This window comes from Streptomyces sp. NPDC039462 (assembly GCF_055639375.1).
Genome location: NZ_JBVKAO010000001.1, coordinates 722,757 through 738,851, shown reverse-complemented (window position 1 = coordinate 738,851; position 16,095 = coordinate 722,757). Strand labels below are relative to the sequence as shown.

The 16,095-nt window shown below is 70.7% G+C and carries 14 protein-coding genes and 1 pseudogene; 10 read left to right on the top strand and 5 right to left on the bottom strand.

The features are described from left to right. The first annotated feature begins 13 nt into the window (after positions 1 to 13). On the top strand, positions 14 to 1,030 hold the full coding sequence (locus tag ACZ7LU_RS03015) for an HAD-IIA family hydrolase (RefSeq protein ID WP_471915491.1): 1,017 nt from the start codon (positions 14 to 16) through the stop codon (positions 1,028 to 1,030). Here ACZ7LU_RS03015 and ACZ7LU_RS03010 read toward each other — a convergent pair. Then, positions 1,023 to 1,979: a polysaccharide deacetylase family protein gene (locus ACZ7LU_RS03010; RefSeq protein WP_468312336.1), complete on the bottom strand. Its 957-nt coding sequence runs from the start codon at positions 1,977 to 1,979 to the stop codon at positions 1,023 to 1,025. The genes ACZ7LU_RS03015 and ACZ7LU_RS03010 overlap by 8 nt on opposite strands. A gap of 290 nt (positions 1,980 to 2,269) precedes the next feature. Between ACZ7LU_RS03010 and ACZ7LU_RS03005 the strand changes: the two genes are divergently transcribed. Together ACZ7LU_RS03005 and ACZ7LU_RS03000 are read left to right on the top strand one after the other, a co-directional pair. Beyond that, complete coding sequence (locus ACZ7LU_RS03005) at positions 2,270 to 3,466, top strand: M20 metallopeptidase family protein (RefSeq protein ID WP_471915490.1); 1,197 nt, start codon at positions 2,270 to 2,272, stop codon at positions 3,464 to 3,466. Then, positions 3,463 to 3,987: a GNAT family N-acetyltransferase gene (locus ACZ7LU_RS03000; RefSeq protein WP_468085544.1), complete on the top strand. Its 525-nt coding sequence runs from the start codon at positions 3,463 to 3,465 to the stop codon at positions 3,985 to 3,987. Before ACZ7LU_RS03005 ends, ACZ7LU_RS03000 begins: the two co-directional genes overlap by 4 nt. A gap of 185 nt (positions 3,988 to 4,172) precedes the next feature. Here the strand turns inward: ACZ7LU_RS03000 and ACZ7LU_RS02995 are convergent, their stop codons facing one another. Continuing rightward, a complete protein-coding gene (locus ACZ7LU_RS02995) occupies positions 4,173 to 5,231 on the bottom strand; it encodes an NHL domain-containing protein (RefSeq protein WP_468085542.1) in 1,059 nt (352 codons plus the stop codon). 413 nt (positions 5,232 to 5,644) lie between these two features. On the opposite strand from ACZ7LU_RS02995, the pseudogene ACZ7LU_RS02990 reads away from it, so the two are divergent. The 7 genes and pseudogenes from ACZ7LU_RS02990 to ACZ7LU_RS02960 form a co-directional block, all read left to right on the top strand. Continuing rightward, positions 5,645 to 6,898, top strand: a pseudogene (locus ACZ7LU_RS02990) (MFS transporter); the annotation flags it as partial. A 397-nt stretch (positions 6,899 to 7,295) separates the two neighbouring features. Continuing rightward, the gene (locus ACZ7LU_RS02985; protein ID WP_471915489.1) at positions 7,296 to 8,402 is read left to right on the top strand and encodes a pyridoxal-phosphate dependent enzyme; all 1,107 of its coding nucleotides are present in this window, start codon (positions 7,296 to 7,298) and stop codon (positions 8,400 to 8,402) included. Further along, positions 8,399 to 9,319 (top strand): diiron oxygenase, encoded by a 921-nt coding sequence (locus tag ACZ7LU_RS02980; RefSeq protein ID WP_468085536.1) that lies wholly within the window; start codon positions 8,399 to 8,401, stop codon positions 9,317 to 9,319. The genes ACZ7LU_RS02985 and ACZ7LU_RS02980 overlap by 4 nt, the downstream gene beginning before the upstream one ends. A 40-nt stretch (positions 9,320 to 9,359) precedes the next feature. Continuing rightward, the gene (locus ACZ7LU_RS02975; protein WP_468085534.1) at positions 9,360 to 10,397 is read left to right on the top strand and encodes an ornithine cyclodeaminase family protein; all 1,038 of its coding nucleotides are present in this window, start codon (positions 9,360 to 9,362) and stop codon (positions 10,395 to 10,397) included. Positions 10,398 to 10,406: 9 nt separating this feature from the next. Further along, positions 10,407 to 11,375, top strand: a complete 969-nt coding sequence (locus ACZ7LU_RS02970; protein ID WP_471915488.1) for an ornithine carbamoyltransferase — start codon at positions 10,407 to 10,409, stop codon at positions 11,373 to 11,375. Positions 11,376 to 11,445: 70 nt separating this feature from the next. Continuing rightward, positions 11,446 to 12,363, top strand: a complete 918-nt coding sequence (locus ACZ7LU_RS02965; RefSeq protein WP_471915487.1) for a methyltransferase domain-containing protein — start codon at positions 11,446 to 11,448, stop codon at positions 12,361 to 12,363. A gap of 56 nt (positions 12,364 to 12,419) precedes the next feature. After that, on the top strand, positions 12,420 to 13,541 hold the full coding sequence (locus tag ACZ7LU_RS02960; protein WP_471915486.1) for a hypothetical protein: 1,122 nt from the start codon (positions 12,420 to 12,422) through the stop codon (positions 13,539 to 13,541). Here ACZ7LU_RS02960 and thpD read toward each other — a convergent pair. Genes thpD through ACZ7LU_RS02945 form a run of 3 tightly spaced genes read right to left on the bottom strand, consistent with a single transcriptional unit; the run spans position 13,501 to position 16,051 of the window. Next, positions 13,501 to 14,430: an ectoine hydroxylase gene (gene thpD, locus ACZ7LU_RS02955; RefSeq protein ID WP_471915485.1), complete on the bottom strand. Its 930-nt coding sequence runs from the start codon at positions 14,428 to 14,430 to the stop codon at positions 13,501 to 13,503. The two genes, ACZ7LU_RS02960 and thpD, sit on opposite strands and share 41 nt — an antisense overlap. A 29-nt stretch (positions 14,431 to 14,459) precedes the next feature. Then, complete coding sequence (locus ACZ7LU_RS02950; protein ID WP_471915484.1) at positions 14,460 to 15,407, bottom strand: amino acid ABC transporter permease; 948 nt, start codon at positions 15,405 to 15,407, stop codon at positions 14,460 to 14,462. Then, positions 15,404 to 16,051: an amino acid ABC transporter permease gene (locus ACZ7LU_RS02945; protein WP_398309259.1), complete on the bottom strand. Its 648-nt coding sequence runs from the start codon at positions 16,049 to 16,051 to the stop codon at positions 15,404 to 15,406. The genes ACZ7LU_RS02950 and ACZ7LU_RS02945 overlap by 4 nt, the downstream gene beginning before the upstream one ends. Positions 16,052 to 16,095: the final 44 nt, after the last annotated feature.

The window sequence follows — 16,095 nt, the reverse complement described above, 5'->3', positions numbered from 1 at the left end:
ATGATGGCCTGGCATGGACGACGACTCACTTCCCGTTCCGCTGGCGCAGGTGTACGACGCCGCGCTCCTCGATCTCGACGGCGTCGTCTACGTGGGGCCGTACGCGGTGGAACACGCAGCGCCTTCACTCGCCCGCGCCGGGGCGCTGGGCATGCGCCTGGCCTACGTGACCAACAACAGCTATCGAACTCCCATGGAGGTCTGCGAACACCTCCGACGGCTCGGCCTGCCGACGGTGGCGGACGATGTCGTGACGTCGGCCCAGGCCGCCGCCCGGCTGGCCGCGGAGCTGCGCCCACCGGTTGCCCGGGTGCTGGCCATCGGGGGCGAGGGTCTGCTGGCAGCGTTACGGGCATACGGTCTGGAGCCCGTCCGGTCGGCCGATGACGACCCCGACTGTGTCGTCCAGGGCTTCGCGCCCACGGTCAGCTGGCGCGAACTGGCCGAAGCGGCCTACGCCGTGGGACGTGGGGTGCCCTGGATCGTCACCAACTCCGACCTGAACGCGCCCACCCACCGGGGAACGGCACCGGGCAACGGTGCTCTCGCAGACGTGGTGCGCGCCGCCACCGGCGCCGTCCCGACGGTGGCCGGTAAACCGTCCGCCGCCTTGCTGCGGGAGGGCGCGGCCCGGACCGGTGCCCGGCGCCCCCTCATGGTCGGGGACCGGCTCGACACCGACGTGGAGGGTGCGCGCGGAGCGGGCTTCGACAGCCTGGTGGTCCTCACCGGCGCCACCACGCCCCACGACCTCCTGACCGCCCCGGAGCACCGCCGCCCCACACATCTGGCGGCGGACCTGCGCGGCCTCCTCGCACCCGCGCGCCGCGTCGAGGAACACGCCGGAGGCCATCGGTGCGGTGGCTGGCTGGGCAGGGTGCGCGACCGCGAACTGGTGCTGACGGGACGGGGGGACCCCGAGGACGCCCTGTGGGCCGCGTGCCGGGCCTCGTGGTCGGCGCCCGAGCCCCCGTCGACGACGACGGTCCTGGAGACACTGGCCCGGTGCGCGCGGGACCCTGTCAGGTGACGGGACGCCCGTCGCCGAGCCCCGCCTCCTGCCGGACGTGGTCGGCGATCTGGGCGTGCGTCGCGTACCAGACGTCGTCGCGCCCGCAGACGTGTTCCAGGAGCTGCTCCAGGGCGACGGCCCGTGACCGGTGGCCGATGACGTGCGGATGCAGGGTGATCTCGAACAGTCCGCCCTCCGCGTAGGCGCCGTCGAATTCGTCCCGCCACAGCTCCAGTACGTGCCGCGGCATCGTGTACGGGCGCACGGCGCTGTAGCGGTCCATGTTCAGGTAGACGGCGTCGTCCCGGATCCACTCGGGGGGTATCTCCACCAGCCCCGTCGGTTTCCCGTAGGAGAGGATCTCGTACGGGTCGTCGTCGGCCATCAGGGAGGAGTCGTACGACAGGCCGAGTTCGAGGGTGATGTCGAGCGTGTGCTCACTGAAGTCCCAGGAGGGCGTGCGGATGCCCACCGGCCGCTGACCGGTGATCCGTTCGAGGGTCTCCGCGCACCGCAGGGCGAGCTCCCGCTCGTCCTGCCGGCCGAGCTCCATGTTGCGCTCGTGGATCCAGCCGTGGATGGCGACCTCGTGCCCGCGCTCCGCATACCCCCGCGCCTCCTGCGGGCGAAGGAGCGCGCACACGGCCGGCATGAAGAACGTCGCGGGCAGGGCGTGCCGTTCGAGCAGCCGGAGGATACGCGGCACGCCCACCCGGGCCCCGTACTCGCCCTGCGACAGCTTTCCTGGCATCACCTCGCCGTCCCGCAGCGGAATCGTCTCGTGGTCGGGGTCGAAGGAGAACGCCACGGCGGCTCTGGCACCCCCCGGCCAGCGGGCCGGTTTGAGGCTGCGTCCGGCGCGCACCCGCTCGACGTGCCGGCGCCATTCCTCCTCCCCCCACTGCCAAGGGGCCTGTGGAGCCTCCGCCCGTGGTGCCTTCCCGGTGTCTGCGCCCGGCACGGTCATGGCGGTTCCCCGCTCCTTCCGCGGCTCGCTGGGTGGGGTGTGCGGGTGAGCCATACGAGCATGCCATCGGCTTGTACGGCAGACAGGAGCATGAACAGGACAACGGACTCTGCCGTGACCCTGACCGAAACGCGTGCTTCGGCGCGGAGGCCGTCTGCCCGTCTCCCGGTCGCTTTCCTACTGTTGTCGTGGCGGCACTGTTGTCGTGTCGGCCTCGGAAGCTTCGGCGGGCGGTGGCCCCCGGGGAGGAGGGCCCATCATGACGCCTTCGAGCGGCGCGGAGCGGTGACGTGATCCTGGCCGAGGCCCGGCGGTTCCTGCCCGACGCCGTGGCGCTGCGACGTTCCCTGCACGCCTGGCCGGAGACCGGTCTGCACCTGCCGGAGACCCAGCGGCGCGTCCTGGAAGCGCTGGACGGCCTGGGTCTCGACCTCCGCACCGGTCGGCGGCTGTCCTCGGTGACCGCGACGCTCGACGGCGGGCGGGCCGGCCCGGTGGTCCTGCTGCGCGCGGACATGGACGCCCTGCCCGTGTCCGAGGACACCGGCCTCGAATTCGCCTCGCGGGTCCCCGGCGCCATGCACGCCTGTGGGCACGACGCCCACATGGCCATGCTGGTCGGCGCGGCCCGGTTGCTCGCCGCGCGCCGCGACGAACTCGCAGGGCGCGTGGTGTTCATGTTCCAGCCCGGCGAGGAGGGCCACCACGGGGCCCGCCACATGCTCGACGAGGGGCTGCTCACCGGGCACGGCGGCGAGGTGGGCGCCGCGTTCGCCCTGCACGTCATGCCGGGACTGCCGAGCGGCAGCCTCTGGCTGCGCCCCGGCCCGCAGATGGCCGCCTCCGACAAGCTGCGCATCCTCGTCCGCGGCCGTGGGGGGCATGCGTCGTCGCCGCACACGGCGTGCGATCCCGTGCCGGTGGCCTGCGAGCTCGTCCTTGCCCTGCAGACGGCGGTGACCAGGACGGTCGACGTCGCCGACCCGGCCGTCGTCACGGTCGGCTCCCTCGCCGCGGGCTCGGCGCCCGGGATCATCCCGGAGACGGTCGAGCTCGCCGGGACCGTGCGGACCCTGTCGCGGGAAACGCGCCTGCACGTGCACGAGACGGTCTCCCGGGTCGCCGCGGGCGTGGCCGCGGCCCACGGGGCGTCGGCGGAGGTGTCGATCGAGACGGGGTATCCGGTGACCCGTAACGATCCGGCGTTCACCGAGTTCGTGCTGCGCACGGCGGCGGAGGTGCTCGGCTCCGGGCGTGTCGGCGTGCTGCCCGCTCCGGCGATGACCGCCGAGGACTTCTCCTACGTCCTGGACGCGGTGCCGGGTGCCCTCGCCTTCCTGGGCGCATGCCCGCCGGGGCAGGAGCCCGAGCGCGCTCCCGCCCTGCACTCCTGCCGGGCGGACATCGACGAGGACGCCCTCGCGGCCGGGATCGCCTGCTACGCGGCCGTGGCCCTGCACCGTCCGGGCCCCGGCGGCGCGGCATGAGCGAGCTGCGGATCCGCCCTGCGCGCGTCGACGAACTGGACCGGGTGGAAGGGCTCTGGCTGGAGGCGAGCCGCTGGCTCGCCTCCAGGGGGATCGACCAGTGGCAGTACCCGCCCCGGCGTTGGCGCATGGAAGGGGCGGTCCGCGCGGGTGACTGTCATCTCGCCTTCCGCGAGGGCCGGTTGGTGGGGACGGTGACCGTGGAGCGGCAGGCCGATCTCGAGTGGTGGGCGGACGACGACCCCGATGCGGCCCTGTACGTCCACGACCTGGTCGTGAGCAGAGAGGCCGCCGGGCAGTCGGTGGGGGCGCGGCTGCTGGACTGGGCGGGCCGGCTGGCGGCACAGCGGGACAAACCCTGGCTCCGCCTGGAGGCATGGAAGACCAACGAGCTGCTGCACCGGTACTACCTCGACCGGGGGTTCGAGCTGCTGCGGATCGTCGACCTGCCGCACCGTCATTCCGGCGCCCTGTTCCAGCGGCCCACCGGGCTCGCCGTCGCTCCGGAACGCGACGGCTGACGGCACGCTCTTCGTACTGTCCCACTTGTTAACCCGTACTGATTCAACCGCGAGTTGACCGAGCAAAGGGGGACAGACTGGTTGAAGCAAGGCTTGTGCGCGGTCGTGATGTGCTGAAGGAGCCGTCTCATGAGGCATACGAATCTCCGCGGCCCTCGTCGACCGCGCGGTCGACGGCCGTGGTGTCAGCGGGACGCGGTGACTTCGCGGACCCGATGGCGATCGGTCTCGGCGATGACGAGATCGCCGCCCCGCGTCACCCGCACCGCCCGCGGATAACGCAGCAGCACCCCGGCGGCCGGGCCGTCTTCCCGGTCCTCACCGGGAGGCCCGCCGGCCACCGTCGCGATACTGCCGTCCGGCCGGACGACGCGGACGCACTCGTTGAGGGAATCGGCCACGAAGAGATTGCCCTCACCGTCGATGTCGACCCCTCGGGGCTGGTGGAGCGGGCCGGCGGCGGCCAGGACGGCACCGTCCTCGTACCCGGGCTCCCCGGTCCCCGCCACGGTCGTGACCAGTCCGTCGGCCGACACCATCCGCACCCGGTGGGACCAGCAGTCGGCGATGTACAGGCGGCCGTCGGCGGCCGTCACGATGTCTATGGGGTGGTGCAGGTCGCTGGTGACGGCCGGCACCCCGTCCGGCCCTGAGCCGGGTTCACCGGTGCCCGCGACGGTGGTGATGGTGCCGTCCGGCGCGATCCGCCGCACCCGGTGCCCCTTCCACTCGGCGACATAGAGCGTGCCCGCGCCGTCCAGGGCCAGCCCCCTGGGTTCGTTGAGCACCGCTTCGGCGGCCGGGCCCCCGTCGCCGCCGAAACCAGGCTCACCGGTCCCCGCCACCGTGGTGATGGTGCCGTCCGGCGCGATCCGCCGCACCCGGTGGTTCCAGTAGTCGGCGACGTACAGATGCCCCGCGGCGTCGCAGACCAGGCCGCCCGGTTCGTTGAGCGCGGCGTGAACGGCCGGGCCCCCGTCGCCGCCGAAACCGGGCTCACCGGTCCCCGCCACCGTGGTGATGGTGCCGTCCGGCGCGATCCGCCGCACCCGGTGCCCCTTCCACTCGGCGACGTACAGGGCGCCCGACGCGTCGGCCGCCAACGCCCGCGGCTGGTTCAGTGCCGCCCGGGCGGCCGGCCCGCCGTCGCCTCCTGAGGCGGCCTCGCCGGTGCCGGCGAGGGTGCGGATGACCCGGTTCGCGATGTGCGCGGACCCGGCGCCCGTACGTGTACTGCCCGACATACCCGCCTCCTGAGCAAGGGTGGGAACACAATTCCGCGGTGCGCTTCGAGTGACACTTACGGATCGTCGACTCACCGTAGAGAGCATTCGAAGACATCGGTAGAGCGCGGCCGGGCGCTTTCCGGCCACCGGCCGCTGCGCTCCCGCCGACCGAATTTCGACCACCTGGAGGGTAAACAGGTGGGCCCTGGTACAGCCGAGAGGATCGTTGGAATCGGTGAAATCGTGCAGAGTTCAGCTCAGGGACCGTTGATGACGCCCCAGAAGATATGAACGACCGCTTCCCCCCATCGACGGTGGTGGTCAGTGGTATGGCATCGAAGCGAATGTGATCTCCCGCTGCTCATGCCGGATCGCCCACACCCACTCGGTCCGGAGTTGCATTCATTTTCGGGCCACTCACGGGAACTGGCATGAAAACTCTTCGCGCATACCGCAGCTTTCCGCTCGCGGTGCGGCTGCTGCTCGTCAATCAATTCGGGGTGGACGTCGGTTTCTACCTCCTCATCCCTTTTCTGGTGACCTACCTCGGCCACGATCTGGGTCTTTCGGCCGCCCTGGTAGGACTGGTCCTCGGTGTGCGGAACCTGAGTCAGCAAGGACTGTTCGTGCTCGGCGGCTCCGCGGCCGACAGGCTCGGCCCCCGCCGTGTGATCATCTTCGGCTGCATGCTGCGGACCGTGGGGTTCGCGCTGTTCGCCGTCGGTTCCACACTGCCGCTCCTGCTCGCCGCCTCGGCGCTGAGCGGACTGGCCGGAGCCCTGTTCTATCCGGCGGTGCGGACCTACCTGGCCCAGGAGGCGGGGCACCGCAGGGCGGAGGCCTTCGCACTGCTCAACGTCTTCGCGACCGGCGGCTCACTGCTGGGCCTGGCCCTGGGCGGAGTGCTGCTCCTGGTCGACTTCCGCATCTGCGCCCTCGTCGCCGCCGGCGTGTTCGGCGTCCTGTGCCTGGCTCAGATGTACGCCCTGCCCGCCCGCGAGGCCCCCCGCTGCGCCACCCCGGTCGTGAAGGACTGGCGGGAGGTCCTGAGCAACCGGACCTTCGTCGCGTTCGCCGTGGCCATGGCAGGCATGAGCACCCTGGAGAACCAGGTGTATCTGCTGCTGCCCGAGGGAGCGCGCCAGGCGACCGGACGCCCGGAGGCCGCCGGCGCGGTGCTGGTCATCGGGGCGCTGGCAAACTTGGTCTGGCAGCTGCGCGTCACCCGGACGCTGGCGCGGCGCGGTGGCGGCCCGGCGTGGATCGCCCGCGGCATCGCCCTGACGGCCGCGGGTTTCGTGCCGCCTCTGCTGGTGTGCGGATCCGGCGCTCCCGACGGCTGGGCCACGGCGGTCAGAAACGCCTGCCCGGTGATCGCCGGAGCGCTGTTGATCTACTTCGGCATCATGATCGTGCATCCCCTGGCGATGGAACTGGTCCCCCTGTTCGGCCCGGTCCGGTTGACCGGTACTCACTTCGGCATCTTCTACGTCTTCTCCGGGCTCGCCGCCGCGGGCGGCAACGCGCTCGTGGGCTGGACCCTGGACCTCGGCAGGCGCAGCGGTCTGCCCGCTCTGCCCTGGCTGTGCTGCCTGGGCCTCGGCCTGGTCTCGGCAGCGGCCATCACCTGGCTGCACCGCACGCGCGGGCTGCCCGGTCCGGCGCCGGTGACGTCGCGGCCGGCCGGGCGCGCGGGCGCCGCGGCGGCCCGGTCCCGGCGGGGACCGGCAGTGCGCCGATGCCGGTCGGCCGTGCACGAGCGGCCCCGGACCCTGCCGTACGTGCCGCGCCACTGCGTGGCGGCCCGTCGGACCAGTCGCTGCGGTGGGTGCTGCTGCGGGGGATGCCGTCCCCGGCACCGGGGCGCGTCCTGGTGGAGGTCGCTGCCGTGGCGGCTCGGCCGACGCATCACGTGTGGGTGCTGCGAGAAAGCGGCCCGGGCGGGCAGGGCGTAAAAAGACTCAGAAATAACAGATGCCACAACGCGGCCCATTGGCATATGCCGACAATGGATGTCCGCAGCATCGAGATGTGGCGCATTCCCTTCCTTGTGCCGCCGGGAACGGCCACATAACTTGTTGAGTGGGGGCGTCACCGCGCTTCCGTGAAACTCCGGCCCCGGCGGACAATGCCAACGGAGGCGTCTTGGAGAATTTTCCGAATCGATTCCGTGACAGCTCTGGCCCCGTGAGCAGTTCTTGGTCTCCCAGTCCGGTGGTCCCGTTTCGCCTCGTATTCAGCGGCGTACCCAGAACGCTCTGGTTGAAACTTGAGGCACACAATCCGTACGGTTCCATCAAAGGGCGTACCGCTTTCGCACTCTGGCAGGATGTCAAGGACCGCATTGATCACCGGGTCGGGTTGATCGAGTCGACGTCGGGGAATCTCGGTCTGGCGCTCGCCGCCCTTGCCGCCGCTTTACAGGTGCCTTTCACCGCCGTCGTGGATCCCCGGGTCAGCCCTTCGGTGCAGAACACCATGAGCGCCATGGGCGCGAGAGTCGTCGTGGTCGAGCGGCCCGACGGAGCCGGCGGATTCCTGCTCAGCCGCCTCGCCCATGTCGCGGAGCGGGTGCGCTGCGAGCCGGGACTCGTGTGGCCGAACCAGTACACCAATCCGGCCAACCCGGCCGTGCATGCCCAGTGGACGGCGCCCGAGCTGTGCGCGCAGTTGCCGGCCAGACCGATGAGCGTCCTGGTGGCGGTGTCCACCGGTGGCACGCTGGCGGGCTTCCGCGACTACGTCCTCGCCCATGAGCCGGACTGGGAGCTGGTCGGGGTGGACGTCGTCGGTTCGCTCGCCCTGGGCGACATACCCGGCGAACGGCTGCTCTCGGGGATCGGGGCGAGCCGCAGATCGTCCTTCCTGCCGCACGGATACCGGCCCGCCGTGCACATCGGCCCACCGGAAGCGGTCAGCGCGTGCCTGTGGCTGGAGGAGACGACCGGCATCACCGTGGGCTCCAGTTCCGGTGCGCTCGTCGCGGCGGCTCTGCGGCTTTTCCGTGAGGACCCGGGACGCACCGACATCGCCTGCCTGTGCCCGGACGGCGGGGACCGCTACCTCGACACCGTCTACTCACCGCTGTGGCGCTCCAGGCAGGCCCTGGCCCCCGTCGACGTAGCCGACGGAGTCGTTGTCAGGGGCCTTGTGGAGGACCCCGTCCAAGGAGAGGTGACGCTCCGGTGAGCACGCAGGAACGTGACTGGTACCAGCGTGCCGGAGTCCGCACCGGCCCCCGGCGCCGCCTGGCGGACGAGGTGGCCACCGGGCGCGCCTTCTTCCCTCCGGCCCTGGTGCCCTACCTGGACCATCCGCGCGTGGCCGGACTCGGCGAGGCGAAGCGCAGGGAGCTCCTCGCCCGTCACCTCTTCCAATACCTGGACTTCACGGCCCAGTTCGAGACGCGCGTGGTGAACCGTGCCACGGAACGCATCGCCGGCAACCGGTGCGGGGTCGCCACGGATGTCGCCGTTCGGCTCGACGCGTACCGCATCTACTGCGACGAGGGGTACCACTCGCTGTACAGCCTGGACGTCATCCAGCAGGTCTCCCTCGCCTCGGGGGTGACACCGCTGGAGTACGACTTCGGTCCGTTCCTGCAACGGCTCGACGCGATCGGTACCGAGGCCCTGCCCTACGAGCCGGCCCTGGCCCAACTGCTGCAGGTCGTGGTCTTCGAGACGCTGATCACCGCGGTGCTCAACGAGATACCCAAGGATCCCGATGTGCTGACCGTCGTCCGGGACATCGTCAGGGACCACGCCAAGGACGAGGGCTGGCACCACGCGTTCTTCGCCCAGTTCTTCCGCGAGCTGTGGACGCGGGAATCGACCGGGTCCCGGGGCCGTATCGCGCGGTGCCTGCCCGGTCTGATCCGGTGCAGCCTGCTTCCCGATCTGCGGCCGGTCCGCGCTTCGTTGGCCGCCGCGGGCCTCGCGCCATCGGCTGTCGAGGACGTCGTGCGCGATTCCTATCCGCCGGCTTCGGTCGACCGGGGCATCCGCAGGGCGTCCCGGCATGCCGTGCGGCTCTTCCAGGAAGTCGGGGCCATGGACGTGCCGGGCGGCGCCGAGGCGTTCGAGGCCGCCGGTCTGCTGCCGTGAACCACCCGGTGCCGAGGACCGCACGAACCGAAGGGTGACGATGTCGGAGCAACTCCTCTTTCTCGACAGGGAAGCGGTGCTCGCCTGCCTCGCGCACGTGGACGTGTGCGCGGAGATCACGCAGGTGCTGTGCCGGCACGCAGAGGGCCGGGTGGAACTGCCCGCCGAGGGCTATCTGCCCTGGACCAACGGCGAGGGTGCCTACTGCCGTTCGCTGGCCATGCTCGGCGCGGTGGAGGTCGACGGCGGCCCGCCACTGCGGGGGATGAAGCTGATCAATGCCGCGACGAGCAACCCGTCCCACGGACGGGAGCGGGCCGCGGGCCTGGCGATGCTCTTCGACCCGGAGACCGCCCGACCGCGCGTGCTGGCCGAAGCGGGCTGGCTGAGCGCGACCCGCACGGCCGCGTACACGATGGTGAGCCTGCGGCACCTCGGTCCCGAGCGGTGGGACGCGACGACGTTCCTCGGCTGCGGCACGCTCGCCCGCGTCCATGTCGGGCTGCTCGCCACGGCGTTTCCCGAAGCGGTACGCGTACACCTCTACGACACCGACGCACGGCGGGCCGGGGAACTGGCCGACTGGATACGCGAACAGCATCCGCAGCTCACCGTCCGCGTGGAACCGGGCGCGCGAGAAGCGGTGGCCGCCGCGCCGGTGGTGGTGACGACGACCACCGCCGACCGCGGATACCTGCCGGCCGCGTGGCTCGCGCCCGGCACCTTCGTCGCCCACGTGTCGCTGGCCGACCTGCTGCCCGACGCCTTCCTGGAGGCCCAGGGCGTGTTCGTGGACGATGTCGCTCTGGTCGCCGAGAACCCCCGCAGGGTCCTGGGCCGCTTGATGCAGGAGGGCCGCATCACGGATGGCCGGTCCGCGGGCCCCGGTTCCCCGGCCCGGCCCCTGAGCGGCACCCTCGGTCAGGTTCTCACCGGTGAGCGGCCCCCCGTCCGGCCCACCGTGTCCCACGTCGTCAGCAACCCCTTCGGCATGGCCGTCCTCGACGTCGGGCTGCTGGGCGCAGTACAGGATGCCGCCGCCCGTCTGGGCCTGGGCAGAACCCTGGCCCTCTACTGAAAGGGACGCATGGACCACCACTTGGCACGGCCCGGCCTTGTTCCGGAACACGGACTGTTCTCCCTCGCCGAGGTGGAGCCCGATGTGATCGGCAAACTCGCGGCGCGATCGGTGGAGCTCTTCCGGGACCAGCACGCACACGACCGGCCGTTGGCGGACACCGTCACGGGCGTGCTGTTCACCAGGACCTCGACCCGTACCCGTACGGCCTTCACCGTCGGCGCCGTCCGGCTGGGCGCCGTTCCTGTCACGTACGGCCCCCGGGATCTGCAGTTGAACACCGGTGAGTCGGTCGCCGACACGGGGCGCGTCCTGGGCAGCATGCTCGACCTGCTGGTCGCCCGCACCGCCGGGCCCCTGGAGGAACTGCGAGAGCTGTCCCGCCACGGCGGCCTTCCGGTGGTCAACGCGATGGCGGCCGAGGAGCACCCCAGTCAGGGCGTGACCGATCTCGCCACCCTGCACCTGGCGGTGGGCGATCCGGCCGGAGTGAGCGTGCTGTACGTGGGCGAGGGCAACAACACGGCGGTGGCCCTGGCGCATGCCCTGGCGAGTGTGCCGGGGGCCCGGGTCACCTTCAGCACCCCGCCCGGATACGGGCTGCCGGAAGAGGAGCTGGCGAGGGCGTCGCGCAGAGCCGCGGCCACGGGCGCCACCCTTGAGGAGGTGCACGATCCGGCGCTGCTGCCCGATCACGTGGACGTCGTGTACACCACCCGTTGGCAGACGACGGGCACCGCGAAGCCCGACCCCGACTGGCGTGAGGCGTTCCGGCCCTTCCATGTGGACGCCGCCCTGCTGGCCCGCTGGCCGCAGGCCCTGTTCATGCACGATCTGCCCGCCCACCGCGGCGACGAGGTGGCCGGTGAAGTCCTCGACGGTCCCCGGTCCCTCGCCTGGACCCAGGCGGCCATGAAACTCGCCGGGGCCATGGCGGTCCTGGAGTGGGTGAGCGGACCTGCCGCCAAGGCGGAGTGACCTGCCGTGCACCGCCCCGTTCGCCCCTCCCTCTCACCCCGTCCCCCTTCACACGGATCGAGGTCCTCCCGTGCAGCCGACCCGTGTCACCGCCTACCGGCATCTGACCCCACGTGACCTGGACCCGCCCTCGTCGTCACAGGTCTTCTTCGAACCTGCCGACACCGAGATGGGTGTCTGGGTGGTGCAGGACCTCATACGTGAGGGCTGCCTCGTCCTCGACCTCGGGTCCGGCAGCGGTGCCGCCGCTGCGGCCATGGCCCGCGCGGGAGCGGCCCGCGTCCACGGCATCGACTCGGGAGAGGACACCGTGGCCTGGGCGCGCAAGCACTACGCCTCGATCGACGACGACCGTCCCGTCACGTTCTCGCACGGTGACTTCACCGCACTGTCCCCCGCCGAGCTGCTGGCCACCGTCCCCGTCCCGTCCCGTTCCCCCGTCGTCGTCACCAGCAATCCGCCCTACGTCCCGCTCACCCCGGAAGCCGACGCCCTGCGCCGGTCCGTCGGCGGGGGAACGGACGGTCTCAAGCTGATCCCCGCGGTCATCACGCACGGCCGTGCGCTGGCAGACGGCCTGGGGATCACCATCGGCAGCTACTCCAGTCCCCGTAAGGCGGTCGGGATGCTGGAAGCGGCGGGTTTCTCGATGCATGCCGTCACGTTGTGCCCACTGCCTTTCGGGGACTTCACCCGGGACCATCCCGATCAGGTGTTTCGCCTGGAGGAGCGGGGCGAGGCGGTGGTCTGGCGCTCGGGGCCGTATCCCCTGGCCTATTTCATCGTCGGCCTGGCCTGCCGCAGGGCCACCGGGGACGGCGCCCGGCCGGGCCGGCTGACCGGTGAGGGACTGATGGATCTTCTGCGTACGGCCGCCCGCTCCCGCACCACCCGCCTGGAAGCCCTGGACGAGTGGACTTCGCCGGGGTGGGCGGGGCCTCTGCGCGTCGTCGACCTGCCGCAGCCGGCCGTCCGTCGTCACTGGTGACCTCCGCCCGGCCCTGTCCGGAGGGCAGCACGTCCCATCAAGCAGAAAGGCCGTTCATGGACACCACTCGGGTCGTGCCCGTCTCACCCGTCAGCGTCACCACCGGCGCCGTCGAACACAGCGTCGACTTCATCCGTCCACGGCTGCTCGCGACCGGGCACGAGCGGGTGTCCTTGTATGCCGGTGTCCAGATAAACGGCGCCCCGCACCTGGGCACCAGCGTCATGCAGGCCTCCGCCTTCCTGCTCGCGCAGGTGGCCCGGGACAGGTTCGGTGTCGAGGTGGCCTTGCGGTTCGGCGCCCTGGACAACTCCGCCTGCGAGACACGCCGGTGCCCGCGGACCGGAACTCTCTACGAGCGCTCCTATCACCACGCCCTGGGCAGCGAGCGGGTCGACGAACTGACCCGGACCTATTACGGCGGCTTCTTCGACGCCCTGTCCGCGGCCACGGGCGTCCCCTACGAGATCGAGACCTACACCCGGCAGCAGGGCCGGCGGGACTTCCGGCAGGAGTTCCTCGACTCGCTGCTGCGGATGGACGTCCTGCGGTGGGTGCTCGCGCCGTCGCACGGCAAGGTGCCGATGAGCCCTCCGTGCCCGCGGTGCGGCTGGGCGCAGAAGCAGGGCGAGGCCACCGAACTGCTCACCGTGGGGACGGACCGCGCGGAGCTCGCGGCGGTCTGTCTGGACCACGGCGGGTACACGGTGCGGGTGCGGGCCGACGACGAGGGGACGGACGGGGCGTACATCAGCTCGGGCACGCTCCACCGCAACCTCCTCAAAGAGCGGGTCGCGGCGCGGGAGGACGCACTTGCCGTGGTGGTCAAGGGAGCCGACTGGGCGGCTGGGTGCCGCCTGCTCGACGAGGCGTTCCTGTGTTGTCCAGGGGCGGTGCTGCCGGTGCGCCTGTTCACACCGGTGGTGCTCTCGACGTCCGGCGCCAAGCTCTCCAAATCGCTGATCCGTGCGGGCAGGGCGGAGGCGACGGCGGACAGCGCGCCCTGGATGCTCGACGCGGGCGCCTGGCCGGGGACGGGTGAGGAGTACGCGCGGTTGCTGCTGGACCTCGTCTCCCTGATGCTGTCCGAGCCGCGGCACTTCGAGCGCGGCTACACCACGCTCGAAGTGGCCCGGCTCATCGACGCGGCCGGTCTGCGGACCGGGGCACCGGTGTGATGTCTCGTTCGGCGAGGTATCCCGGGCGTACTTCCGACGCCGCGTACGGCTTGGTCAGTGCGTTGTCGACGCTGTTGTAGACGACGAAGAGGTTCGTCCGGGGAAAGGGGGAAACGTTTCCTCCGGAGGCGTGCAGACAGTTGCAGTCGAACATGACGGCAGAACCGGCCGGTCCGGTGAACTGGCGGATACCGTGCCGCTCGGCCAGGGCCGTCACGGCGGTGCGGTCGGCCGGCCCGGCCGGGAGGTTCTTCCCCAGCAGCGAAAGCTTGTGATAGCCGGGAGGAGTGCGGCCCACCGAGGGCACGAAGGTCCACTGGGAACCAGGAATGATCATGAGCGGGCCGTTGAACGGCAGGTTGTCCGTCAGGGAGACGGAGAAGCTCAGCGCACGGGGTGCGGGCATGCCGTCCTCGGAGTGCCAGGTCTCGAAGTCCGAGTGCCAGCCGAACTTCGAGCCGTCGAAGGCCGCTTTGTAGTTGACCCTGCTCTGGTGGACGTAGACGTCCGAACCGAGGATCTGCCGGGCCCGGTCGGCCAGGCGGCCCGACTGCACCACGCGCCTGAAGACCTCGCTGAGCCGGTGCACCTCGAAGAGGGAACGGATCTCGTCGGAGTCCGGTTCGGGAGCCACTCGCCCCGAGGACCGCAGTGCGGGGTCCGAGGCCATGCGCTGTATTTCCTCCCGGCACTCCCGCACTTCGGCGGAGTCGAGCAGCGCGCCGAACGCGAGGAATCCGTCCCGGTCGTAGCCCGCCACTTCATCGGCGGCCAGCGGGCCCGGTGACCCGTCGCCCCACACCACCGGATGGTGACGCCGAAAAGGCACCGATTCGGTCTCGACACGCGTGGGGTAGAGATCTTCCACCAATTCGACAGATTCGGTCATGCCGATCCCCTCCGTCTGCGGCTAAGTTTTCACTTCCCGTCACCTTCTTCGGGGAAACTACCGCGCGACCGCGCCCGTCGATTCCGTACCATTCCGGTCATGGTCAACATATGGCCTGCCGCAATACGGCGGGCCACATAAGAAAGAAGGAGACACGTGATGATGTACAGCGAACCGACTACACACAGAACGGGCAGATAGGGGTAGCCGGAAGGAGTCGCCGTGTTCTGCGCCAGGAGTTTTCCGGCATAGAGAAGTTCCTCGTACATGATGAAGAAGCCGAGGGAAGTGTCCTTCAGTGTCACCACCATTTGGCTGATTACGCTCGGCAGCATGGTCCGGACCGCCTGCGGCAGGGCCACCACCGTCATCACCTGTGTCTTGCGCATCCCCAGCGCGTATGCGGCCTCGAACTGCCCCTTGGGCACGGCGCCGACCCCAGCCCTCAGGATCTCCGCCTGTGCCGCCCCGTTGTACAGGGCGATACCGATGACCAGGGCCCACAGCGTGGGGCTCGCGAAATTCACTGCGAGCCATTCGCCCGGGGCCCCCAGGCCGTTGCGCAGCAGGTCCGCGACGGCCGTGACGCAGGTGCGCAGCAGGTCGGTGGCGTACAGGGCGAAAACCGTGATGATCACCGGCACCGCGCGGAAGAACTCCACCAGTGCCCCGGCCGGCCGGCGCAGGAACCGGTGCGCCGAGAGCCGCCCTGCCGCGAACAGGAGCCCAAGCAGCAGGGAGAGCACCACCGCCAGGACGAACGCCTTGAAGGTGTCCACCACGCCGGTGAGGATGCGCAGCTGCACCCCGCGATACCCGAACGCTTCCCACATCCGCGCGTCGAACTGCCCGGCGTCCGCGAACCGGAGGAGCACCCAGCAGATCCCGCCGCCGGTCACCGACGCCACGAGGACCGCGTACCAGAAGTGGCGGCGGCGGGCGCGCGGGCCCGGGGTCTCGAACAGCGCGGATGTCATCGCGGCACCGCCAGGCGGCGCTCCAGCAGGCGGAAGCCGGTACTGATCACCGAGATCAGCAGCAGGTAGGCGACGGTCACCCACAAGAAGACGGCCGCCACCGCATACCCCCGCTCCACCAGGGTCTTCTCGGTGCTGAACAGCTCGTAGACACTGAAGCCGCCGGCGAGCGCGGAGTTCTTTACCAGAGTGATCACGACGTTGCCCAACGGAGGCACCGCCGCCCGCCCGGCCTGGGGGAAGACGACGAGCACCGCCGCCTGCATCGTGGACATGCCGAGGCTCCGTGCCGCTTCGGCCTGCCCGGTCTCCACGGTGTTGACGCCCGAGCGCAGCGCCTCGCACACGAACGCCGAGGCGTAACTGCCCATGACCAGCACGGCCAGTGTGAAGTAGCTCGCCCCGGTCAGCCCCAGCATGGGCAGTCCGAGCGTCACTCCGAAGAAGAGGACGGTGAGCGGGGTGTTGCAGAGCACCGTCACCACCGTCGCGCCGAGTCCGCGGCACAGCGGCACCGGGCTGATGCGGAGGGAGACGAGCAGGATTCCGAGGGCCAGCGCGAGCAGCGTGCTCAGGCACATCAGTCGGACCGTGCCCATGAAGCCCTGCCAGAACAGGTCGGCGTTGTCGGTCAGCACGTCCAAGGACGCCTCCAGGCGGACGGGGGCCGTGACGGTGAGCGGCCCGG

Excerpts from the sequence above, each read along its gene's own strand:
- ACZ7LU_RS02995 (WP_468085542.1), bottom strand. The coding sequence starts at position 5,231 with ATGTCGGGCAGTACACGTACGGGCGCCGGGTCCGCGCACATCGCGAAC.
- thpD (WP_471915485.1), bottom strand. The coding sequence starts at position 14,430 with ATGACCGAATCTGTCGAATTGGTGGAAGATCTCTACCCCACGCGTGTC.
- ACZ7LU_RS02975 (WP_468085534.1), top strand. The coding sequence starts at position 9,360 with ATGTCGGAGCAACTCCTCTTTCTCGACAGGGAAGCGGTGCTCGCCTGC.
- ACZ7LU_RS02960 (WP_471915486.1), top strand. The coding sequence starts at position 12,420 with ATGGACACCACTCGGGTCGTGCCCGTCTCACCCGTCAGCGTCACCACC.
- ACZ7LU_RS02950 (WP_471915484.1), bottom strand. The coding sequence starts at position 15,407 with ATGACATCCGCGCTGTTCGAGACCCCGGGCCCGCGCGCCCGCCGCCGC.
- ACZ7LU_RS03015 (WP_471915491.1), top strand. The coding sequence starts at position 14 with ATGGACGACGACTCACTTCCCGTTCCGCTGGCGCAGGTGTACGACGCC.
- ACZ7LU_RS02970 (WP_471915488.1), top strand. The coding sequence starts at position 10,407 with ATGGACCACCACTTGGCACGGCCCGGCCTTGTTCCGGAACACGGACTG.
- ACZ7LU_RS03010 (WP_468312336.1), bottom strand. The coding sequence starts at position 1,979 with ATGACCGTGCCGGGCGCAGACACCGGGAAGGCACCACGGGCGGAGGCT.
- ACZ7LU_RS03000 (WP_468085544.1), top strand. The coding sequence starts at position 3,463 with ATGAGCGAGCTGCGGATCCGCCCTGCGCGCGTCGACGAACTGGACCGG.